Genomic DNA, 21,261 nt, shown 5'->3' on the forward strand with positions numbered 1-21,261 from the left:
AAGCTGGGCGCAGCGGGTCGCCACGGTAACCGCCCAGACAACGACCGACGTTCCCGGTGAGATCCCGAACAGCGCCCAGATATTGGTCACACCGATGTCAGGGCCGGCGACCAGTTGCCTGACGAAGGCCAACAGACCAGGCGTGCTCTCCAGGATTTGCCATGGCTATTCGTAGTAGCGCGCCTCGATCACATTGCCGTCTGGGTCAGCGAAGTAGTAGCCCTGCGGCGCCCATCCCCGGGCACCGAAGCTTCGGTTCAGCCGCGCGCCGGTGTCGACGCCGGCTGCCTGTAGACGTCGGTCCAGTGCGTCGTACTCGGCCTTCGACATTGCGATGCAGACGTGGTTGACCGGATGTCCCGCGCTCCCGTCGACCCTCGTCATCGACTCGGTACCAGCAGCATTTTCCACGGGGATGAGGTCGATGATGGCGTCTTCGCACACCCGCACGCTCGGAAACGGCGCGGTTCCGCTTTCGAACTCATCGAACCGCACCGGCGCGAGCCCGACCACCCTCGTGTAGAAATCCATCGCCGCCCGTGGTTCTTTCGTCCACAGCACTACATGGTCCAGCCGCATCAGCCGATGATGCGCGGCGCCAGTCACGATTTCCAGTCCGTGATTTCGCCTGACGTGCCACTCGTGCACCCAACGTGTAACCGCTGCGAGATTCCGGCCTGATTTCACGCCAGCTGCACGCTCGGCGAAGCACCACCCAAATCGGCCCTTTCCGGCCCGCTGCCGTTGTGATTTGGTGAGACGGTGGCTCAATCAACCGAACGGTTAGTAGACACCAATGGTGTGCGGCTGCGGGTGGTCGAGGCCGGAGACCGCGGCGCACCCGTGGTCATTCTGGCCCACGGATTTCCCGAGCTCGCCTACTCCTGGCGGCACCAGATCCCGGCCCTGGCCGACGCCGGCTACCACGTGCTGGCTCCGGATCAACGTGGGTACGGCGGCTCGTCACGTCCCGAAGCGATCGAGGCCTACGACATTCACCAGTTGACGGCCGACCTCGTGGGACTGCTCGACGACGCCGGCGCCGAACGCGCGGTCTGGGTGGGTCACGACTGGGGCGCCGTTGTGGTGTGGAATGCGCCGCTGCTGCACCCCGACCGGGTGGCCGCGGTTGCCGCGCTCAGCGTTCCGCCGCTGCCGCGCGCTCAGGTGCCCCCGACGCAGGCGTTCCGCGCGACGTTCGGCGAGAACTTCTTCTACATCCTTTACTTCCAGCAGCCCGGTGTGGCCGATGCGGAGCTCAACGGGAATCCGGCCCGGACGATACGCCGGATGATCGGCGGTTTGCGGCCACCGGGCGACCAGAGCGCGGCGTTGCGCATGCTGGCGCCCGGACCCGAGGGCTTCATCGACCGCCTTCCGGAACCGGATAGGCTGCCGGACTGGATCAGCCAGGACGAATTGGACCACTACATCAGCGAGTTCACTCGCACCGGGTTTGCCGGCGGGCTCAACTGGTATCGAAATTTCGACCGCAACTGGGAGACCACCGCCGAGCTCGCCGACGTCAAAATTGCGGTGCCGTCGTTGTTCGTCGCCGGGACCGCCGACCCGGTCCTGTCCTTCACCCGCACCGACCGCGCGTCGGAGGTGATCGCCGGCCCGTACCGCGAGGTGCTCATCGACGGCGCCGGGCACTGGTTGCAGCAACAGCGGCCCGATGAGGTGAACGCGATCCTGCTCGAATTCCTCGAGGGGGTGGACTGGTGACGGGCGCTCCACTGCGTTTCGGAGTCTTCATCACGCCATTTCACCCTACCGGCCAATCCCCAACGGTCGCTTTGGAATACGACTTGGAGCGCGTCGTCGCGCTGGACCGCCTGGGTTACGACGAAGCCTGGTTCGGTGAACACCACTCCGGCGGCTATGAACTGATCGCCTGCCCGGAGATCTTCATCGCGGCGGCGGCCGAACGGACCAAGCACATCCGGTTGGGTACCGGGGTGGTCTCGCTGCCCTACCACCATCCGTTGATGGTGGCCGACCGCTGGGTACTGCTCGATCACCTGACCCGGGGCCGGGTCATGTTCGGCACGGGCCCCGGCGCGCTACCGTCGGACGCCTACATGATGGGTATCGATCCGATCGATCAGCGCCGGATGATGCAGGAGTCGCTGGAGGCGATTCTGGCGCTGTTCCGCGCCGGGCCGAGTGAGCGTATCGACCGCCATTCCGACTGGTTCACCCTGCGTGAGGCACAGCTGCACATCCGGCCGTACACCTGGCCGTACCCTGAGATCTCAACTGCGGCAATGATTTCACCGTCCGGACCAAGGCTGGCCGGAGCGCTGGGCACGTCGCTGCTGTCGCTGTCGATGTCGGTGCCCGGTGGGTATGCGGCGCTGGAGAACACCTGGGGCGTGGTGTGTGAGCAGGCCGCCAAAGTCGGCCGCGACGAGCCCGACCGTCGCGACTGGCGGGTGCTGTCCATCATGCATTTGGCCGACACCCGAGACCAGGCCTACGACGACTGTATCTACGGGTTGCCCGACTTTTCGAAATATTTTGGCGCAGCGGGATTTGTCCCGCTATCCAATACCGTGGAGGGAACACTTTCCAGCCGGGAGTTCGTCGAAGAGTATGCAGCCAAGGGCAATTGTTGCATCGGCACGCCTGAGGATGCGATCGCCCATGTCGAGGACCTGCTAGACCGGTCGGGAGGCTTCGGAACCCTGCTGTTACTCGGCCACGACTGGGCCGCACCCCAAGCGACCTTTCACTCCTATGAATTGTTCGCCCGCAAGGTGATTCCGTACTTCAAAGGTCAGCTCGAAGCGCCTCGCGCGTCGCACGAGTGGGCCAAGGGCAAACGCGAGGACTTGATCGGTCGCGCGGGCCAGGCCGTCGTCAAGGCCATCAACGAACACGTGGCTGAGCACCAGCACGGTGAGAGCTGATGCGCGCCTCGGTGTTACGCAATGGACGGATGGTATGCCGCGACGACGTGCCTGAACCGGCTCCCGGCCCAGGTCAGGTGCTGGTCAAAGTGCTGGCATGCGGAATCTGCGGTTCTGACCTGCATTTCGCCGCGCACGGCGAGGAGATGCTGGCGCTTACCGATGAGATGACACGTGGTGCCGCCCGGCGTGATGTCGACCTGAACAGGGACGTCTTCATGGGCCACGAGTTCAGCGCCGCGATACTCCAAGCAGGCCCGGATACCGAGACCCATCCGCCCGGAACATTGGTCACGTCAATTCCGGTGTTGTCATCGGCCAAAGGTTTCGAGCCGATCGTCTACAGCAACGACACAATCGGCGGCTATGCGGAACGGATGCTACTTTCGGCCCCATTGCTGCTGCCCATTCCGCGTGACGTGAGCCCCCAACATGCGGCCCTCGCCGAACCCATGGCGGTGGGGCTGCACGCCGTCAACAAGTCGGGCATAGCGCCCGGCGAGACGGCCCTCGTGCTTGGTTGCGGTCCGATCGGCATGTCCATTATCGCGGCGCTTTGCTTACGTGGCGTCGAAACTATTGTGGCATCGGATTTTTCGTCGAAACGACGGGAACTGGCCGTGACGATGGGCGCGCACCGTGCGGTAGACCCGGCACAGGGCTCGCCGTTTGACACCGTCAAGGCCGCAGTGGTTTTCGAGGCGATCGGCGTGCCGGGGATCATCGACGACGTGTTGCGGCGGGCCCGGCCGGGCACGCGGCTGGTCGTCGCAGGAGTGTGCATGCAGGCCGACACCATGCATCCGTTCTTCGCGATCGCCAAGGAGATCAATATCCAATTCGTGCTCGCCTATGGCCCAGACGAGTTCGCCGAATCGCTGCGTGCGATCGCCGAGGGCGATATCGACGTCAGCCCGCTGATCACCGGGGAGGTCGGCCTGGACGGGGTCGGCGCGGCCTTCGACGACCTCGCCGACCCCGAACGGCACTGCAAGATTCTGGTCACGCCCGAGGCTTAGGCCCAGCTGGAACCGACCGCGCCGTCGGTCTGCGCCATATTGGCACCGGCCGCTTGCACATTGGCGCCGTGAGCATTGGCCTGCTCGTAGATGACCTGGAAGTTGCGGCCCAATTGGGTGATGAATTCCTGGCAGGCCGACGACCCGGCGCCGCCCCAAAAGTCTCCGGCCGCAAGGACGTCGCGAACGATGGCCTGGTGCTCGGCTTCCAGCGAGGCGGCCTGTGCGCGGATGGTGGCGCCGTGGGCGTCGACATCGCCGAACTGGTAGCTGATTGTCATGTCGGTGTTCTCCTGTCGTGGAATCGGCTCAACTGCCGAGGATCTGCTGGGATGCCTGCTCTTGCTGCTCGTAATTGCCGGCGTCGCGAACCAGTCCGTCGCGCACCCCGTGCAGCATCGTGACGATGTTGCGGAACGCCTGATGCATCTGGCCCATGGTGTCGTAGGAACTCGCCTCTGCCGTGCCGGCCCAGCCCGCTCCCGAGATGTTCTGCGAGGACGCCCACATCCGGCGGGCCTCGCCTTCCACGGTCTGGGCGTGCACCTGGAACCGGCCCGCCATATCCCGCATCGCGTGCGGGTCGGTCATGAATCGTGTGGTCATGATGAATGCCTCCTGTGAACAATCGTCGAATCTGGAATGGATCACCGGTTAGTCCAGAGCGTCTCCCCCTCTCCTCAGCCGACCACGCTGCACGGCAACACAGCCAGAGCCGGCATGGCGACGCCGAACTCTCGTGGCGGCATGAAGCGCACCGTTTCCGCGGGGATGCCCCGGCCCGTCATCGGCGCTGCCGCGCCTGCGCCGGTGATCGGCGTGGCCATAGCCGCCGGGGCCGACGCAGCTTCCGGGGCGGCCGCGGCCCAACTCGGCGGCACCGACAAGCTGCCCAACGAGCCGGCCTGACCCATACCCGCCGACAACGGCACCGCGGTCCGGCCCGGGGTCAGCATTTCCGGCACGCGCGTCGGCGGTAGCGCCGGCGTCTCGGGCACCCGCATCGGCGCGGTGGGAATTGGCGTCGCTGGTCGAGGGACCGGCGTTGGCGTGTGCATCGGTATCGCCGGAGCCGGGCTGGGTGCGGCCGGCCGTTGCAGGCCGGGCGTGGTCATGCCCGCGCCTTGCCCGGCGCCCTGGCCCAAGGTGCCGCCAAGGACGGCCGCAAGTTGGCTGACCCCGGCTTGGAAGGCGTTGGTCAGCGCCGACGGGACGGCCGCCAGGCTGCCCGCCGCTTGAGCGGCCAAGCCCTGGACGGCGCCTTGCAGGTTATTGACGGCAACCGCGCCGGCCGCGATCGCGCTGCTGAGCACACCGGCCACGTTGGTCGTGGCTGGCGCCATTGACATCGGGGTCAGCATGGCCGCCGCTGCTGCCGCGCCGGCGTAGGCATACATTGCGGCGGCGTCCTGCGCCCACATCTGGGCGTAGTGCGCCTCCGTGGCCATGATCGCCGGGGTATTGATTCCCAGGAAATTCGTCGCGACCAGCGACGCCAGCAACGCCCGGTTGGCCGCAATCACCGGCGGTGGCACCGTGGCCGCAAACGCCGCTTCGTGCGCGGCCGCCGCCACGGTCGCCTGCATTCCCGCCTGCTCGGCCTGCGCGGCGGTGGAGTGCATCCAGCCCACATACGGTGCGGCGGCGGCGGCCATGGCCGCCGAGGAAGTGCCCTGCCATCCCGCGTCGGCAAGCTCGGCAATCACCGAGCCGTAGCCCGTCGCCGCCGAACGCAGCTCGGCGGCCAGCCCGTCCCAGGCCGCCGCGGCGGCCAGCATGGACGCCGACCCTGGACCCGCATACATGAGCCCGGAGTTGATCTCCGGGGGTAAGGAACCGAAATCCATTGCTAATCCCTCCGTTTGATTGGTTTTGATTGGTTTTGATTGGTTTTGATTGGTTTTGATCGGTTGTGGTCGTGACGACGGGCGCGCTAGTGAGCCCCGGCGTAGCTATCGCGGCCATACGCCCCCGAGTGATGGCCGTAACCGCCATGGGTGGCATGGTGTGCCCCATAGCCCCCATAGGCGCCGTGGCTGTAGCCCCCGTAGCCCCCGTACTCGCTGCGATATGGCGTTGTGCTGGCAGGCTCGATTGGTGTCGGGTGGGCCGGCATCACATCGGGCGCCGGTCGGGGTGCTGGGCTGGTGGGTGACGGGCGAGGCGCCGGTGACGGGCGCGTTGGCGCCAGGTTGGGTGCCGGGCGCGGCGCCGGGCTGGGTGCGCGCTGGGGCGCCACTCTGGGTGCCGGGCTGGGCGCCGGTTGAGGTTCCAGCCCGGGCGCTGGACTGGTGGGTGCCGGAGCTGGCGCCGGACTGCTGGGTGACGGCCCGACCGACGGTTGCGCAGGTGTGCCGGTCGTCGATGCACCGCCGGCGTGGGTCGCGTTGGCTGCATCGGTTGCTGCATACGAATTGGCGCTGAGCCCCAAAGCCCTGACGAACTGCTCATGGATCAGGTGGGCCTCGGTGTTGATTGCTTGATACAGCTGGCCGTACGCGGCAAAGCTCCTCGCCGTCACCATCGATACCTCGTCGGCCGCCGCCGGAATCACCGAAGTGATGGGAAGCACCGCGGTCAGGTTGGCTGTGCTCACCGCTGAGCCGATCGCTTGGAGTCGGCCGGCCGCCGCCATCAGCACTTCCGGCAGCGCGATCACAAAAGACATGTGGTTCTCCTCCTCTTACCGCAGCACCGAAGTCCGGCACAGCTAGTACCCATTTTGTCTGGCTCGTCCCAGTCACGGACATTGTGTCATAAATCATGACATTATGTCTAGTATCAGTTCCAGAGTTCGTATTTTTGGTAGTCAACTCTCCGTAGTGGATGCTTTGACCGTCTTTTGGCATCGGGCTACCCTGGACCCGTGCCGAGGACCAACGCTGCCGGGTGGGGCCTCAAGCGCTTGCTTGAAGCGACGCTCAACCGCGATATCACCGTCGAGCAGCTGCGTGATGCCTGCGGTGTGACCAAAGGCCGGTGGTATGGGGAGAGCGGACGCGCAAACGCCGAGGACTTTCCGGACGCCGAGGAAGCCAGGCGCGCGGCACATACGTTCGGGCTCAGTGCCACCTGGCTCCAAATGGAGCTGGGCCTTATCACCCCCGAAGATGTGCAAGAGGCCGTCGGCGGATCCCAATCGCTGGACCCGTTCCGGGTTACGACGCGACAGCGTGTGCTGGGACCGAATCCGACGGCAGAGCAGCCGCACTCCTAACGGCTGTCGACGGACCGTCTCCCTGCATGGCCGCCGTCCGCTGGTCGATATTTCCGTCAATCGAACGCCGGAACGGCGTCGCGGTCGGCTCCTGACGGCGTAGCGAGCAGCTCGCAAGCTGGCCCGCACATGCGGGTACACCGGCCGACTCGGCAGGCGGCGCCACTGACCGCGACCCGGGCGGCGCGCCATAGCCATCAATGCGGCGGTCACCGACCACACCGCGCCACGGGCTCGGCGCCCGGTTAGCCGGACGGCCACGGGAGCGATTGATTCCGAACACCTTTGGTGCGTTGGTGACCCCGCGGTGAAGCTCCCCAAGTCCGGTCGGCGCCTTGTGCGCCCAACCGTGGGCGGCGCCGGCGTGCTGTCGCTGCGTCCGATGAGGATCGGCACCATCCCGCCGATCACAGGACCCGGCGGTAGCTGCGGCCCCGCCTTCGAGCACCCGAAATGTCTTTGCCGACAACATATTCGATGCAAGCTCCGCCAGACATGCAGGGCCGGCGGCTGACTGTCGATTCAATTCAGCTAGCCACGCACGTGTCGTCCGGACCGACCGCCAGCGGTATCGGGCAGCGGGATCCGCCACGCCGAGAGCCCGCGCCAACTACGCTCGACGCCGTGGCGGAAACGTCGTATGCATCCTGCGGTGATCTCAGCCTGGCATATCAGGTATTCGGCGACGGGCCGGTCGAACTGGTCTGGGCCGGGTCGTTCGCAAGCCACGTCGAATTGTATTGGACGATGCCCGAATTCGGATCACTGATGGAGAAGCTGGGCACGTTCACCCGGATCCTGTTGTTCGACAAGGCCGGAGTGGGGCTGTCGGATCCCGTCCCCCGCGTTCGCACGCTCGACGAACGCGCAGCCGAGATCGAGGCCGTCATGGATGCCGCCGGCTTCGGCAAGGCCGCCCTTCTCGGTGTGAGTGAGGGCGGCCCGGCCGCCATCCTCTTCGCTGCGACACGACCGGAACGGACGCGGGCTCTGATCCTCACCGGTACGACGTCATACAACGCTGCCCAGAGCTGGGATGACCTGGAATGCGACCCGGCGGAGCTGCGGGCGCACGTCGCACGCGAGCTGGGTGAGGGCTACGTGCCGTCTTTGGAATGGATAGCCCGGTCGCAGGAATTCGGCCGCGCCGTGCGGTCTACCTGGGGCAGCGGCGCGGCACTCAAGTGCGTCCTTGCGTCGATCCGATCCACGCGCCAGCTGGGAACGTTCGAGCGCATGTGCGCCAGCCCGGGGATGGCGCGGGCGACGGCCGAAGCGGCATTTCGGATCGATGTCAGGCCGATCCTGCCGACGATCACTGTGCCGACGCTCGTCTTGCATGCCCGCGACGACCCCGGCGTGCCAGTGCAGTCGGGCCGCTACCTCGCAGACCACATTCCCGGCGCGCGCATGGTTGAGCTCGAAGGCGCAGACCACGCGCCCTGGTTCACCGATCCCGACCGGGTCGCGGCCGAGATCGAAGAGTTGCTCACCGGCGGCCATGCCGCACCGGCGCAATCGCACCGCGCCCTGCGTACCGTGTTGTTCACCGACATCGTCGCCTCGACGGAACGCGCGGCGGCTCTGGGCGACGAGCGGTGGCGGGCGGTGCTCCAACGCTTTAGTGAGATCACTGCCGAACTCACCCAACGATTCGGCGGCAGGGTGGTCAAGAGCACCGGCGATGGGCATCTCACCACTTTCGACGGCCCGACACAGGCCATCCGTTGCGCGGAAGCATTGCGCGCCGGCGCTGAGACGCTGAGCATCGAGATCCGCATAGGTATCCACACCGGCGAATGCGAATTGCTGGACGGCGACATCGGGGGGATTGCGGTACACATCGCGGCGCGGATCCTCGGGCACGCCGGGGCGGGCGACATCCTGGTCTCCTGCACGGTCCGTGACCTGGTTGTCGGCTCCGGCGCCGGCTTCGCGGACCGTGGCAGCGTTGCGTTGCGCGGTGTGCCCGGCGCCTGGCAACTCCTGGCGGTCGAACGTCACGGCGCGCGGGCAGGATCGGCTGAGGCGCAATTGGTGTCGACCCCCACCCCCGGTCCTCGCTCCGCGATGCGCCGGTCGGATCGCGCGGTGGCGGTGATGGCGAAGCGGACACCCTGGATATTGCGCGGGGTGGCCCGGTTGTCCGCGGCCACCGGTCGCAGATAACCACATCGCGTTGAGCCGCTAATCGACCGTTGCAAACCGTAAACGCCGGGCGCCAAGAGCGGCCCCGGACTCCGAAGCAACTCCTAAGCAGCGAGCAAGCGATTCCGCGCAATCCAGTCGTCGATATGGCCCATGGTTAGCGTTAGCGCGTCCCCGAAAAAAACGAGGTGATCAGAGCGGGGGATTTCGACAAAGCCGCCCTGCTGGTACCGGGCTGCCGTCATGGGTGCGATCCTTGGCGGCACAACAAGATCGAATTCCCCCCGAATCGCAAGCACCGGCGTGGTGACGGCAGCGAAGTTGACCGTAGTGGCTTTGCGCCGGTCTAGAAATGGGAAGACCATTTCGCAATACGCGCGCCCGGATTCGCACACAAGGTCAGCGAAGAGCTCGCGAGCGAGTTCTTCGGTCTGGACGTTGGCTATCCACCGCCGAAACCGTTGCCACGTCGTGGGATACAGGGGTTCGGCCCACGGGCGCAGCTGCAAAAAGTGCCTTCCAAAGACACTTCCGAATACCCGCATCGTCGCGGGTGTTGGCGCGAAGATGCCCGCCGCCGGCGACGGGCAGGCGGCGACGACCCCGGCATGACGGGTGCGGGCAGCCGCCAGCTGCGCCAGCAAGCCGCCCAGCGAGAGCCCCACCAGCAGCGGTGGCGAGTCCAGCGAGTCGACCAGCTCGACGAGGTCGTCGGCGTAGTCGCGTATGCTCACCGGTCCCACCTTCATCGCGCCGTCGTGCAGCGGCAGTTCGTGATATCGCAGCGTCGGGGTGTGCACCGTGTAACCACGCTCTTCAAAGGCCGCCCGAGCGGGGCCCCAACTGTCGCCGCTTCCCCACGTGCCGTGGATGAGAACGACGTGCTTGGTGTCCGACATGAGACCAAGGATGACACCCCAGTGCCCATAACATCGGGAGAGCCCGGCTCCCGTGTGCGTCGCGGCCTTCGTGGCAGCTGCCGAATTGCCTAGGCGCGCAAGCGACGCGGGAGCAGCGGGTGGTCAACCAACAGCGACTCGGCTGGCTGCGGCGAGTCACCCTGCTGAAGTCGGGCCGGCCGTCATCCCCCGGCCGGCGGCTGCGGCACCACGGTCGGCTTGAACCCGTATCGCGGCGCAGCGAAGTGGGCTGCCATCCCGCGGCCGACACCAGAACCCGGCATCACCGGCATCCCGCCGAACGCGCTTGCGGCGGGTTCAGCGGCCGCGGCGGCGCCGAGGTTGCTGATCGTCACGATGGGGTTGGCCGCCCCGACGGTATTGGCCCAGGAAGCCGGGACCGCCAATCCGCCGACCGAGGCCGCCTTGCCGACGGCTCCCGCTATCCCGCCCAAGCCACTCGGAAGGGCCGCAGGCAATGCCCCTGCCGCGGCTTTCGCCGCACCTTCGGCGGCTTTCGCCGCGCTCTCGGCAGCCTTCGGCACCAGCGATTGGGCGATGCCCTCAATGTCCTTGAATGTTGTGGAGAAGAGTCGGGTCGGGGAAACAAGTCGAATGAACGCGTCGGCGCCGGTGCTGGCATCCAACGTTTGCGAGCCGGTCAAACCCTCCAGCAGGTCGCCAAAAGCTCCAGCCACCACGATCCCGTCGCCGTTGGAATTCCAGGTGTGCCCGACCAGGCCCAACGCCCCCAACGGATTCTTGAGCCAGGGCGCTTCGTTCGTCATGCCGGCCATCTGCAACAGCGACTTGGTGATCTCGGACATCCCTTGCGCGGGCGCCGAGGTGCTGACCGCTTGGGCCACCGCGTTGGCCTGGGCGACCACGCCGGCCAAGTTGACTGTGGGGAGCGCCGGCGGAAAGGGCGTCAATGTCGTGGCTTGCGCCGATGCACCGGCGTAGCCATACATCGCGGCCGCGTCCTGAGCCCACATTTCGGAGTACTGCGCCTCCGTGGCCGCGATCGCCGCGGTGTTCTGGCCGAGGAAGTTGGTGGCCAGCAACGCCATCAACAACGCCCGGTTGGCCGCGACCTCCGGCGGCGGCACCGTCGCCATGAACGCCGCCTCGTACGCCGTCGCAGCGGCCACGGCCTGACTGCCCGCCTGCTCTGCCTGAGCGGCAGTGCTCCGAAGCCAGGCCACCTGCGGCATCGCGGCGGCCGCCATGGACGCCGCGGACGGACCCTGCCACGGCCCGTCGGTCAGGGCGGTGACAAGCGCGTCATAGGACGCCGCCGTCGATTGGAGTTCGGCGGCCAGCGCGTCCCAGGCGGCAGCCGCGGCCAGCATCGGTCCCGAGCCGGGACCGGCATACATCAGAGCGGAGTTGATCTCCGGTGGTAACTGGGCGAAGTCCATGACTTTCGGTCTCCTAGCCGATTGTGGCTGCGTTGGCGGCCTCGGTTGCCGCGTACGACCCGGCGCTGATCCCCAGGGTGGTCGCCAACGCCTCCTGCACCGCTACGGCCTGAGCACTGATCTGCTGATAAATCTGGGCATGCGTGACGAACTGCGTGGCGGTCAGCAGCGACACCAGATCGGCCGCGGCCGGCACCACCCCGGTTGTCGGGCCTGCCGCCATGGCATTCCCGGCACGGACCGCGAAGTTGATGGATTGCAGCTCCGCCGCGGTTGCAGCCAGCATGTCCGGCTGCGCGAGCATGATCGACATGAATGTTCCCTTCCCCGATATCACCCTGCATCAACGACTTTCAACGGCCGGACGCCGCTCAGCGCTGAAGCACATCGCACGACACGCTAAGCCAGCGGTGCGGTAGGAACACAGGTTTCACCCAGCCTGTTCACTGCTGTGTCAATAACAGTTCATTTGCTGTAGCAAACCAGCAGGAAGACTTGAGTTATTCTATGAAACACATCTGAATCAAATATGATTAGAGTTTACTATGAAGGTCGGGAAAGCTGCGGCATGCACGTTATGCTGATCGGTTCGGTCAGCTTTCCGGCACCGCCATCGAGCGGCCGGCCGGCGCCGCATCGAGGTCCCTCGTGCACGCGCCTGTTGGTTACCGCTGAGGTCAAAGCGGATTAAGGGGCCCTCACGCCACTCCGGACGCAGGTCGCGGTGAGCACACCCGAGGCGCGCGACCAATGCCCACCGGGGCCGGGACGCTAGGAGTTGACATATGACAGCGACGTCAGTCGAGCGCGTCATTCCGACGGGCCGACGTGATCATAATTGTCGATTTGCGGCACGGCGCTAATTCGCGGTTGTTGATTTGCGGTCTGAATTGATGCTGGCGAATTAGATCTGGATTTGCGAAACGACCCTCGGCCCGTGCCGCCGCCGAAGGGGCCCCGAGCCCGTCTCGGCCAGCGGGACCAGCAGCCGCGAATTAAGCAACTACGGTTGACATAAATCCTTTCCCAGTGCTACCTTCGCCTCCAGCATCGTTGTGATCGGGCTCACCGTACGTCCCGACCCTGACAGCTGCCACTGAGCTCGCACCACTACAGGAGGCATACCTATGTGCTCCGCGCCAAACGGCCCCGCCGTTAGCAACGTTTGTGCGAGATCGAACGACAACACCATCCACGGCCCCTAGACAAGTACGCCGGAGCCGAGTTCTCCGCAGCGGCGGCGGTCTAGTTAAGCGGTTGATTCACAACGCCTTTCGGTCCGCACGCACACAATCCGACAACGAAGTCGCACTAAATATCCTTGATTCCAAGCACTTTGGGCAGTTCACTGCCCAATTCAGGCCAGACGGCACCGTAGCCGCCGACGCCACATCAACTATCCACCCCGATAAGCCGCGGAGGTTACCTGTCATGTCTATTCTCACCACAGAGCCGGAAATGCTGGGGGCAGCCGCGGCCAACCTGCGCGATCTCGGCTCGACAATGCTGTCCCGCAACGCGGCCGCCGCCGCGGCCACCATGAATGTGACTCCGCCTGCGGCCGATGAAGTTTCGATGCTGACCGCGATGCATTTCGCGGCGCACGCCGCGGCGTTCCAACAGGTGTTCAGCGATGCCATGAAGATTCATGAAGCGTTCGTCTCCGCGATGGCGGCTTGTGCGGATTTGTACAAGGAAGGCGAGCGCACGAATATGGTTGGTCTAGCGTAGAAGGGCGGCGCGACAATGGATTACGCCATGCTGCCGCCAGAGGTCAACTCCGGCAGGATGTGGGGCGGTCCGGGTTCCTATTCACTGCATGCCGCCGCAACCGCCTGGGATGAGATGGCCGCCAATCTCTACGAGGCGGCTAGCTCGTGTGGTTCGACGCTGGCCAACCTGACGCTGTCGTGGCGCGGCGAGTCAGCGACACGAATGGCTTCGGCAGCTGCGCATTTCGTGGCGTGGTTGATGTCGAGCGCCGCGGGAGCCGAACAAGCCGCACAGCACACGAGACTCTTCGCGGAAGCTTACGAGATCGCGCACTTGATGACGGTGCCGCTGCCCGCGGTGCTGACCAATCGCCTTGTCTGCCACGTTCTTACGGCCACCAATTTCTTCGGGCAGAACACCTTGCTGATCATGCATCACGAAGCGGAGTACCTGCGGATGTGGGCACAGGACTCCGCAGCCATGTATGCCTATGCCACAGCGTCGGCGGCGGCCTCCCGCGTCAAACCATTCATTGCGGCAGTGCCGACCACGCGTTCGGGGGGACTGGCCGGCCACTTCGTCGCCCGGGCAGTGGGTGCCGCCCACGCCTCGGGCGAGGCCCTGGAGGACCTGGCGCGCCTGCATGAGCTGGCGCCCGCGGCGCTGGACGCACTCGCGTCGCCTCAGACGTCAGTCAATTCGTCGAAAGTGTGGACCGCGGTGACCGACGCGGTGCACGCGCTGAAGAAGGCGACCTCCTGGTCGCTCCTGGACGCCAAGATCGCGGCCGAACCGACCATCTTTTCCCTGTCGGTCATGGACGGGATGAACATGGGCGGCATTATGGAGCGCTTTGCAACCAAAGCGCTGACCAAGGCGGCGATGGGCGGCGCGGCCGCCGCTGCGGCTCATTTGGCGCCCATAGGCCCCCCGGTACATCCGGTCAGCGCGGTCATGGGTAGCGCGAACTCGATCGGAAAGCTGACGGTTCCGCCGAGTTGGGCCGTCAAGCCCTCGGCAATCCTCCCCGACGCCGACATCTTGCCTATGGCGGCTGCCGCCGACCCCGACTCCGGAGCTCCGTGGCTACAAATGGCGATGTCCAGCCTGGCCGGAACTGGAGTCGCCCGTGCCGGAGCCGCCCCGGTGGCCCGGCCACGGTTTGTCCCCAGGACACCCGCCGGCGGTTAGCAGAGCCGAAGCGGCGGCGCGGATTTCGCCTCGCGGCGCCGCGGCGGCGCTAGGGTAGCGCATGCCGTTCCCACAAAGAGCCCGCAGTGTCGTCCGCAAGTCAGTTGCTTCGGCCGTCGCAGGCCTGGCCGCAGTGTCGTTGTCCGCGTGCGATTCCCACAATGCGTCGCCGCCCGCAGCAAATCCGCGTCAGGTGACGGTATTCGGGTCGGGGCAGGTGCAAGGCGTTCCGGACACATTGACCGCCGACGTCGCAATCGAGTTCACGGCACCCGACGCCACCAGCGCGATGAACCAGACCAACGACCGTCAGCAGGCCGTCATCAATGCGCTGGTGGGCGCCGGACTTGACCGCAAGGACATTCGCACCACCGACGTGGGCCTGCAACCGCAGTACAGCAGCGCAGAACCGGGCGGAACCGCCACGATCACCAGCTACCGCGCCGACAACGCGGTCGAGGTCAAGATCCACCCCACCGATGCCGCGTCGCGGCTGCTGGCGCTGATTGTCAGTACCGGCGGCGACGCCACCCGGATCAGTTCGGTCAGCTATTCGATCGCCGACGACTCGCAGCTGGTGAAGGACGCACGGGCCCGCGCGTTCGACGACGCCAAGAACCGCGCCCAGCAGTATGCGCAGTTGTCGGGCCTGCGCCTGGGCAAGGTGCTGTCGATCTCCGAGGGATCCAGTTCCACCGCGCCGACGAGGACTGCCCCGCCGGCGCCGCCGCGCGCGGCGACCCCGGTGCCGCTGGAACCCGGTCAGCAAACGGTCAGCTTCTCGGTGACCGCGGTGTGGGAACTGGACTAAAGCCCTACTGGTAGACCCTGGGGTCCAGGGTCCCGATGTAGGACAGGTCCCGGTAGCGCTCGTCGTAGTCCAGGCCGTAGCCCACGACGAAGTCGTTGGGAATGTCGAAGCCCACGTAGGTGATATCGACGTTGGCCCCCACCGCCTCCGGCTTACGCAGCAACGTGCACACCCGCAACGACCGCGGATGCCGGCTCTTGAGATTGCGCAACAGCCACGACAGCGTCAAGCCCGAGTCGACGACATCCTCGACGATCAGCACATCGCGGTCGTGGATATCGCGGTCGAGGTCCTTGAGAATTCGCACCACTCCCGACGACGACGTCGAGGACCCGTAGGAACTCACCGCCATGAACTCGAACTGGGTGGGCAACGGAATGGCGCGCGCCAGGTCGGTGACGAAGAGCACCGCGCCCTTGAGCACGGTGATCAGCAGCAGATCCTGTCCGGATGTCCCGTACAGGTCGCGATAGTCGTCGCCAATCTGGGCGGCGAGTTCGGCGATGCGGCGCTGAATCTGCTCCTCGGTGAGCAGCACGGACTTGATATCTCCCGGGTACAGTTCCGCCGTCTGCCCCGGGAAGGTCTCAACCACGACCACAGCGTAGCGACGTCCACCGACAGGCAACCAGCGCAGGCGTCAAATCGGTTTGGCGACAGGCTCGTGGCGCAAGGTCAGCGCGCCATCACGTCGTCCGGCGAACAACCGCTGACCCCGAACTGTCGATCCGATCGCCACTGCGCCCTGGCCGTGCCAGTCGGTGACCAGCGCGTCGACACCGCGGATCTGTTTGTCGGTCAACCCCGTCGCGCCGCCGGCCAGCAGCCAGCCGCGGATGACGCGGCGCCGCACCGGGCCCGGCAGCGCGGTCAGCGCCGTGGTGTCCAGTGCCGAACCGGATACCGCGGCACCCAGCGCCCGGGCGGCGATCGTGTCGATCAGATCGGTGTCCTCGCGCAATGCTGTCGCGGTGCGGGCCAGCGCCTCGGCCACACCCCCGCCCAGGACATCCTCGAGCAACGGCAGCACCTCGTGGCGCAGCCGGGTCCGGGTGAAGCGCCGGTCGGCGTTGTGCGGATCCTCCCAAGCGGTCACGCCCAGCTCCCGGCAGGCGGCGTGTGTCATGTCACGACGCAGGCCCAGCAGCGGCCGGCACCACGGCGGATCATAGGGGCGCATGCCGGCGATCGACCGTGGCCCCGAGCCGCGGCCAAGCCCCAGCAGCACCGTCTCGGCTTGGTCATCGAGCGTGTGCCCCAACAACACCGGACCGTCGCGATGAGCCTGAAGCGCGGCGTAGCGGGCGGCTCGGGCCGCCGCCTCCAAACCGCCTTCACGGCCCACCTGAACGCAGACCACCTGCGCGTCAGCGCAACCCAATGAAATAGCTTGTGCCCGTGCAGTTTCGGCGATGATAGCCGAATCCGGCTGCAACCCGTGGTCGACGATCAGCGCCGTGGTGGGCCGCAGGCGGGCCGCAACAGCAGTGAGGGCCAACGAGTCCGGACCGCCGGACAGCCCGACGCACCACCGCTCGGCGGAGCCGAGGTTCTGGGAGCCGAGATATTGGGCAACGAATTTCTCGACAGCCCTGCGCAGCTGCGCTACAGCACCCGGTCGATCCATCGCCGCGGGTTTTCGATCTCGGCTGGTAGGGGCAGCGTCTGTGGACCCGTCCAGATCGTGTTGAACCGCTTCATCCCGACCCGGCCCACCACCTCGTCGACGAAGGCCTTGCCGCGGGTGTATTGGCTGAGCTTGGCGTCGAAGCCCAGCAGCGCGCGCAGCAGCCGTTGCAGCGGCGGTTGCTTGCGCTGCCGCCGTTCATCGAAGCGAGCGCGGATGGTGGCCACCGACGGCACCACCACCGGCCCCACCGCATCCATCACGTGCTCGGCGTGGCCTTCCAGCAGCGTGCCGAGTACCAACAGCTGATCCAGCGCCTGGCGCTGCGCCGCAGACTGCACGGCTCGCACCACACCCAGAATCCCGGAGACCTGTCCCCCGGAATCATCGGACGAGTCGGCGCGATGCCGGACGAACTCGGCCAGCCGGCTCACCACCTGGCCGAGGTTGTCGGCCGGTTCCCGGGTGAGCAGACCCAGGGCTTCCTGCATATAGCCGGCCAGCCAGGGGTTGGCGGTGAACTGCACCCGATGGGTGACCTCATGCAGGCATACCCACAGCCGGAAATCCGACGGGTCGACCCGCAACTGCCGCTCGACGGCGATGACGTTGGGGTACACCAGCAACAGGCCGCCCATTGCGGCGTCGTCGCCGGCCGCGAACGGGTCGTACTGGCCGAGAATCCCGGAAGCCACGAATGCCAGGACCGCCCCCGTCTGGGCACCGGTGATCCGGCCGGCGAACAAAGCCCGCGGCCTGTCGCCGCCGTTGGTCATCGCCCGCATCGATTCAGCGGCCGCCCGTACCCATCCCGGCCGGTCCAGGACGCGCGCCGGAGGCACCGCCCCAGCGGTGATCAGCCCCGTCACGTCACGCACCGGCGGTTCCGCCTTCGCCGCCGCGCGCATCAGCTCGCCGATCACCTGGCGGCGAGTGTATTCGCTGGACGGCGGACCCGGGCGGGCCAGCCGCTCCCCCACCGTGGCCGCAAATCGCCAATCGACGGTGTTGCCGAGGGTCAGCTCCGAGGATGCCGTCACGCCGTGCACCCGCAGAACCACAACTTGGTCGCCAGGGCGTCCATCGCGTTGCGCCCGTTCGGCCCGGCATCGTTGGACAAGAACGCGAACGTGAGTACCCGTCCGCTGCTGTCGGTGAGCACCCCGACCAGCGAGTTGATGGCTGTCAACGAGCCGGTTTTGGCGCGTAACCAGCCGGCCGGGCCCAAGTTCGTGGCCCGGTCGAGGAAGCGCTCGCCCAGCGTGCCGCTGCCGCCGGCGATCGGCAGCAGATCCAGCAGCGGACGCAACGCCGGCTGATCGGGGCCGGCCGCGGCCTGCATGGCCCCGTCGAGGGTGCGGGCGGTGAGCCGGTCGTTGACCGACAATCCGCTGGAATCGGCCAGCGCGGCGCCGGTGGTGTCGATGTGCACGGTGTTGAGCCGGGTCAGCACCGCGTCGACGGCACCGGTGAAGCTTTGCGGCCGGTTGATGGCTGCGGCCACTTCACGGGCGATGCATTCGGCCATCACGTTGTCGGAGGCGTTCATCATCTGAGACAGCCGCTGGATCAACGGCGCCGACTGCACCACCGCCAGTTGCCGTGCGCCGGCCGGCGCCGAAGCGATCGTCACCGCCGCCGGGTCCAGGCCCAAGGCCTTGGCCAGCTCCCGTCCGGCGTCCAGCGCCGGGGTGCGCGACCGCCGTGAGTTGACCGTGGTGGGCTGGATCCGGCCGCCGTCGATCATGGCCGCCTCGATCGGCGCGATATCGCCGTTGTCGACGTCGGCCGGATCCCAGCCCGGTGCCATGGTCGGGCCGGTAAACGCCGAGATGTCGACTTGCACGGCGGTCGGCGTCATGCCGCTGCGGCGGATCTGTTCGACCAGGTCACTGATGCGCGCCGCCCCGCGGTACCAGGTGTCGACGCCGGGTGGTGCCGCCGACAACGTCGGGTCCCCGGCACCCACCAGTACCACCGGCCCCTGGGCGTCGCGGCTGCCGGCCACCACCCGGGTGCTGACCCGGGCTTGCCGGTCCAGGGTGAGCAGTGCCGCCGTCGCGGTGAGCACCTTGTTGGTCGACGCCGGGATCATTGGCACATCGTCGAGCTGACGCCACAGTTCCTGGCCGGTCAAAGCGTCGGTGATCCGGCCGCCCAGCTTGCCCAGGTTGGGGTCGGCTGCGGCCTGAGCCATCGCCACGGCCACACCAGCAGCGCTAGGAGCCGCGGCAGTGTCAGCAACCGGAGTCACCCCGGGCTTGACCGTGGGCGGGCGCGGCGGCGGTACCGGTGCTCGCGCGCCGGCTCCGTGACTGCCGGTGGTGAAGAACGCAGCGGCCGCCACCACGGCGGCAACAAACGCCAGCACAGCCACCCCCACGAACACGTGGGTGGTTTTCCGCCAGCGTTTGGAACCCATGACTCTCCTGCCTAACCGCGTCCTTTCCGGTCCTTTCCGTGTCCCATTGTGCCGAACCGGCCGCGGGGCAACGCCACGGTGTCGCTGGACTAGGGTGTACCCCCGACGCAACCGACTCACCAATGCCAAGGAGCCACGCGGTGCAATTCGACGTGACCATCGAAATTCCCAAGGGCCAGCGCAACAAGTACGAGATCGACCACGAGACGGGCAGGGTCCGCCTGGACCGCTACCTCTACACCCCGATGGCCTATCCTGCCGACTACGGCTTCATCGAGGACACCCTCGGCGAAGACGGCGACCCACTGGACGCGATGGTGCTGCTGCCGGAGGCGGTGTTCCCCGGCGTGCTGGTGGCGGCCCGGCCGGTCGGGATGTTTCGCATGGTCGACGAGAAGGGCGGCGACGACAAGGTGCTGTGCGTCCCGGCCGATGACCATCGCTGGGACCACATCCAGGACCTCGAGAACGTTCCCGCCTTCGAGCTCGACGCGATCAAGCACTTCTTCGTGCACTACAAGGACCTGGAGCCGGGCAAGTTCGTCAAGGCCGCCGACTGGGTCGGCCGCAAGGAGGCCCAAGCCGAGGTGCAGCGCTCGGTAGAGCGGTTCCAGGCCGGCGGGCATTGATTTCGGCCATCACCTGGCGATTCGCCGGTTGCGCAGCACGCTGTTGGTGACGGCGGCCGCGATGAAGATCACCCCGATCGAGGCGGTGATCCACTCCGGCAAATGTAAGCGGTGGTCGATGGATATCAGCATGATCACCGCGAGGGCCCCGATCGCCCAGTGGGCACCGTGCTCGAGATACACGTACCGGTCCAGGGTCTCCTGGCGGACCAGATAGATGGTGATCGACCGGACGAACATGGCGCCCACCAGGCCGAGGCCCAGCGCGATGATGATCGGGTCGCTGGTGATCGCGAAGGCTCCGGTGACACCGTCGAAGGAAAAGGACGCGTCGAGCACCTCGAGATAGAGGAAGAGCGTGAAGCCGGCTTTGCCGACAGCCCCCGCTGCCGCGACGTCTGACGTTGCTTGCGGGGGTCGGAACGCCCGGCTCAAACCGTTGACGACGAGGTAGGTCACCAGTCCAAGCAGCCCGGCGATCAGGACGCTCGCCCTCTCGTCGCCCGAGTGCGTCAACTCCGTGCCGACGACGACCAGCGCAACACACGCCACCACCACCGGCACCTGGCCGAGCCGGCCGACTCGGGCGAACGGCGCTTCGATCCACTTCAGCCACTTGATGTCCCGGTCGTGAAAAACGAAGTCCAGGAACAGCATCAGCAAAAACATTCCGCCGAATGCCGCGATCTGCGGATGGGCGTCTTTGATCAACATTTCGTAGCTGGGTGCGCCGTCCGGAAACACCAGCGCCCCATTGGCCGGCGGATTGAGCGCCAGGTCCATCGCATGTACCGGATCCAGCCCGGCGGTAACCCACACGATGACCAACGGAAACACCAACCGCATCCCGAACACCGCGATCAGGATCCCGACTGTCAGGAACATTTGCTGCCAGAACCGGCTCATTTGCTTCAGGATGGTGGCGTTGATGATGGCGTTGTCGAACGACAGCGACACTTCCAGCACCGCCAGCACCACCAGCAAGAACAGCGCGGTCGGCCCGCCGTGCCAATAGCCGATGACCAACGCCGCCGCCGTTACCAGCAGGGATAACCCGAACACACGGATGGTTGACATCGGTCCTTTCCTGGGCACCGCCCGAAACGGCGCGACCGGAGCACGGTGTCCAGCGCATTTCATCTTTACCCAACGGCCGCTCAATAAATGCCTGGAACGCTTGTGCTCACACACGACTCGAACCATTCACAGCGGTCGAGGCGACGGACGAAGGAGCTTCCCTTGGCACCCT

The 21,261-nt window shown here is 66.4% G+C and carries 21 protein-coding genes and 1 pseudogene; 9 read left to right on the forward strand and 13 right to left on the reverse strand.

All coding sequences use genetic code 11. The annotated features are described in order from the left end of the window. Positions 1-165: 165 nt before the first annotated feature. Entirely contained in the window at positions 166-579 is a 414-nt protein-coding gene (locus EET13_RS26240) for a VOC family protein (RefSeq protein ID WP_122445016.1), read from the reverse strand. A 183-nt stretch (positions 580-762) separates the two neighbouring features. On the opposite strand from EET13_RS26240, the gene EET13_RS26245 reads away from it, so the two are divergent. Genes EET13_RS26245 through EET13_RS26255 form a run of 3 tightly spaced genes read left to right on the forward strand, consistent with a single transcriptional unit; the run spans position 763 to position 3,934 of the window. After that, a complete protein-coding gene (locus EET13_RS26245; RefSeq protein WP_122444992.1) occupies positions 763-1,728 on the forward strand; it encodes an alpha/beta fold hydrolase in 966 nt (321 codons plus the stop codon). Beyond that, entirely contained in the window at positions 1,725-2,915 is a 1,191-nt protein-coding gene (locus EET13_RS26250) for an LLM class flavin-dependent oxidoreductase (RefSeq protein ID WP_122444993.1), read from the forward strand. The genes EET13_RS26245 and EET13_RS26250 overlap by 4 nt, the downstream gene beginning before the upstream one ends. Then, positions 2,915-3,934, forward strand: a complete 1,020-nt coding sequence (locus EET13_RS26255; RefSeq protein WP_122444994.1) for a zinc-binding dehydrogenase — start codon at positions 2,915-2,917, stop codon at positions 3,932-3,934. Before EET13_RS26250 ends, EET13_RS26255 begins: the two co-directional genes overlap by 1 nt. Here EET13_RS26255 and EET13_RS26260 read toward each other — a convergent pair. The 4 genes and pseudogenes from EET13_RS26260 to EET13_RS26275 all read right to left on the reverse strand — a co-directional run. Beyond that, entirely contained in the window at positions 3,931-4,215 is a 285-nt protein-coding gene (locus EET13_RS26260; protein ID WP_122444995.1) for a WXG100 family type VII secretion target, read from the reverse strand. The genes EET13_RS26255 and EET13_RS26260 overlap by 4 nt on opposite strands. Before the next feature lie 28 nt (positions 4,216-4,243). Next, a complete protein-coding gene (locus tag EET13_RS26265) occupies positions 4,244-4,540 on the reverse strand; it encodes a WXG100 family type VII secretion target (RefSeq protein ID WP_122445017.1) in 297 nt (98 codons plus the stop codon). 74 nt (positions 4,541-4,614) lie between these two features. Then, on the reverse strand, positions 4,615-5,781 hold the full coding sequence (locus tag EET13_RS32485) for a PPE family protein (protein WP_122444996.1): 1,167 nt from the start codon (positions 5,779-5,781) through the stop codon (positions 4,615-4,617). Between the two features lie 524 nt (positions 5,782-6,305). After that, positions 6,306-6,602 (reverse strand): annotated as a pseudogene (locus tag EET13_RS26275) (PE family protein); the annotation flags it as partial. A gap of 198 nt (positions 6,603-6,800) precedes the next feature. Here EET13_RS26275 and EET13_RS26280 point away from each other — a divergent pair. Further along, positions 6,801-7,151 carry a helix-turn-helix domain-containing protein gene (locus tag EET13_RS26280; protein WP_122444997.1) on the forward strand — a complete coding sequence of 117 codons (351 nt, stop codon included), beginning with the start codon at positions 6,801-6,803 and terminating at the stop codon, positions 7,149-7,151. A gap of 624 nt (positions 7,152-7,775) precedes the next feature. Continuing rightward, positions 7,776-9,320 (forward strand): adenylate/guanylate cyclase domain-containing protein, encoded by a 1,545-nt coding sequence (locus EET13_RS26285; protein ID WP_122445018.1) that lies wholly within the window; start codon positions 7,776-7,778, stop codon positions 9,318-9,320. Positions 9,321-9,403: 83 nt separating this feature from the next. Here EET13_RS26285 and EET13_RS26290 read toward each other — a convergent pair whose 3' ends face one another. From EET13_RS26290 to EET13_RS26300, 3 genes are all read right to left on the reverse strand, one after another. Then, positions 9,404-10,198: an alpha/beta fold hydrolase gene (locus EET13_RS26290; RefSeq protein WP_122444998.1), complete on the reverse strand. Its 795-nt coding sequence runs from the start codon at positions 10,196-10,198 to the stop codon at positions 9,404-9,406. 182 nt (positions 10,199-10,380) lie between these two features. Then, on the reverse strand, positions 10,381-11,619 hold the full coding sequence (locus tag EET13_RS26295) for a PPE family protein (protein ID WP_122444999.1): 1,239 nt from the start codon (positions 11,617-11,619) through the stop codon (positions 10,381-10,383). Between the two features lie 13 nt (positions 11,620-11,632). Beyond that, positions 11,633-11,932: a PE family protein gene (locus tag EET13_RS26300; RefSeq protein WP_122445000.1), complete on the reverse strand. Its 300-nt coding sequence runs from the start codon at positions 11,930-11,932 to the stop codon at positions 11,633-11,635. Positions 11,933-12,876: 944 nt separating this feature from the next. Here EET13_RS26300 and EET13_RS32995 point away from each other — a divergent pair. The 3 genes from EET13_RS32995 to EET13_RS26315 all read left to right on the forward strand — a co-directional run bounded on the left by EET13_RS32995 (position 12,877) and on the right by EET13_RS26315 (position 15,334). Next, on the forward strand, positions 12,877-13,350 hold the full coding sequence (locus EET13_RS32995) for a PE family protein (RefSeq protein WP_425294275.1): 474 nt from the start codon (positions 12,877-12,879) through the stop codon (positions 13,348-13,350). Between the two features lie 15 nt (positions 13,351-13,365). Next, complete coding sequence (locus tag EET13_RS26310) at positions 13,366-14,523, forward strand: PPE family protein (RefSeq protein WP_122445002.1); 1,158 nt, start codon at positions 13,366-13,368, stop codon at positions 14,521-14,523. 61 nt (positions 14,524-14,584) lie between these two features. Then, the gene (locus EET13_RS26315; protein WP_122445003.1) at positions 14,585-15,334 is read left to right on the forward strand and encodes an SIMPL domain-containing protein; all 750 of its coding nucleotides are present in this window, start codon (positions 14,585-14,587) and stop codon (positions 15,332-15,334) included. Between the two features lie 4 nt (positions 15,335-15,338). On the opposite strand, the gene hpt is transcribed toward EET13_RS26315, so the two are convergent. The 4 genes from hpt to dacB are packed head-to-tail and all read right to left on the reverse strand — an operon-like array spanning position 15,339 to position 19,383. Further along, positions 15,339-15,929 carry a hypoxanthine phosphoribosyltransferase gene (gene hpt / locus EET13_RS26320; RefSeq protein WP_168991339.1) on the reverse strand — a complete coding sequence of 197 codons (591 nt, stop codon included), beginning with the start codon at positions 15,927-15,929 and terminating at the stop codon, positions 15,339-15,341. A 45-nt stretch (positions 15,930-15,974) separates the two neighbouring features. Further along, entirely contained in the window at positions 15,975-16,961 is a 987-nt protein-coding gene (tilS, locus tag EET13_RS26325) for a tRNA lysidine(34) synthetase TilS (RefSeq protein WP_122445005.1), read from the reverse strand. Then, positions 16,940-18,001, reverse strand: a complete 1,062-nt coding sequence (locus tag EET13_RS26330; protein ID WP_122445019.1) for a zinc-dependent metalloprotease — start codon at positions 17,999-18,001, stop codon at positions 16,940-16,942. Before EET13_RS26330 ends, tilS begins: the two co-directional genes overlap by 22 nt. Beyond that, positions 17,998-19,383, reverse strand: a complete 1,386-nt coding sequence (gene dacB, locus EET13_RS26335) for a D-alanyl-D-alanine carboxypeptidase/D-alanyl-D-alanine endopeptidase (RefSeq protein WP_122445006.1) — start codon at positions 19,381-19,383, stop codon at positions 17,998-18,000. Before dacB ends, EET13_RS26330 begins: the two co-directional genes overlap by 4 nt. A 140-nt stretch (positions 19,384-19,523) precedes the next feature. Here dacB and EET13_RS26340 point away from each other — a divergent pair, with 140 nt between their 5' ends. Continuing rightward, on the forward strand, positions 19,524-20,012 hold the full coding sequence (locus tag EET13_RS26340) for an inorganic diphosphatase (RefSeq protein ID WP_122445007.1): 489 nt from the start codon (positions 19,524-19,526) through the stop codon (positions 20,010-20,012). Between the two features lie 9 nt (positions 20,013-20,021). Here the strand turns inward: EET13_RS26340 and EET13_RS26345 are convergent, their stop codons facing one another. Continuing rightward, positions 20,022-21,089 carry a DUF475 domain-containing protein gene (locus EET13_RS26345; protein WP_122445008.1) on the reverse strand — a complete coding sequence of 356 codons (1,068 nt, stop codon included), beginning with the start codon at positions 21,087-21,089 and terminating at the stop codon, positions 20,022-20,024. Between the last annotated feature and the right edge of the window lie 172 nt (positions 21,090-21,261).

Source organism: Mycobacterium attenuatum (genome assembly GCF_900566085.1).
Taxonomy (GTDB): domain Bacteria; phylum Actinomycetota; class Actinomycetes; order Mycobacteriales; family Mycobacteriaceae; genus Mycobacterium; species Mycobacterium attenuatum.

Bases quoted from the DNA above. Each gene is read 5' to 3' on its own strand.
- dacB (WP_122445006.1), bottom strand. From the start codon at position 19,383: ATGGGTTCCAAACGCTGGCGGAAAACCACCCACGTGTTCGTGGGGGTG.
- EET13_RS26315 (WP_122445003.1), top strand. From the start codon at position 14,585: ATGCCGTTCCCACAAAGAGCCCGCAGTGTCGTCCGCAAGTCAGTTGCT.
- EET13_RS26290 (WP_122444998.1), bottom strand. From the start codon at position 10,198: ATGTCGGACACCAAGCACGTCGTTCTCATCCACGGCACGTGGGGAAGC.
- EET13_RS26300 (WP_122445000.1), bottom strand. From the start codon at position 11,932: ATGTCGATCATGCTCGCGCAGCCGGACATGCTGGCTGCAACCGCGGCG.
- EET13_RS26310 (WP_122445002.1), top strand. From the start codon at position 13,366: ATGGATTACGCCATGCTGCCGCCAGAGGTCAACTCCGGCAGGATGTGG.
- tilS (WP_122445005.1), bottom strand. From the start codon at position 16,961: ATGGATCGACCGGGTGCTGTAGCGCAGCTGCGCAGGGCTGTCGAGAAA.
- EET13_RS26255 (WP_122444994.1), top strand. From the start codon at position 2,915: ATGCGCGCCTCGGTGTTACGCAATGGACGGATGGTATGCCGCGACGAC.
- EET13_RS32485 (WP_122444996.1), bottom strand. From the start codon at position 5,781: ATGGATTTCGGTTCCTTACCCCCGGAGATCAACTCCGGGCTCATGTAT.
- EET13_RS26265 (WP_122445017.1), bottom strand. From the start codon at position 4,540: ATGACCACACGATTCATGACCGACCCGCACGCGATGCGGGATATGGCG.
- EET13_RS26260 (WP_122444995.1), bottom strand. From the start codon at position 4,215: ATGACAATCAGCTACCAGTTCGGCGATGTCGACGCCCACGGCGCCACC.
- EET13_RS26240 (WP_122445016.1), bottom strand. From the start codon at position 579: ATGCGGCTGGACCATGTAGTGCTGTGGACGAAAGAACCACGGGCGGCG.
- EET13_RS26345 (WP_122445008.1), bottom strand. From the start codon at position 21,089: ATGTCAACCATCCGTGTGTTCGGGTTATCCCTGCTGGTAACGGCGGCG.
- EET13_RS26295 (WP_122444999.1), bottom strand. From the start codon at position 11,619: ATGGACTTCGCCCAGTTACCACCGGAGATCAACTCCGCTCTGATGTAT.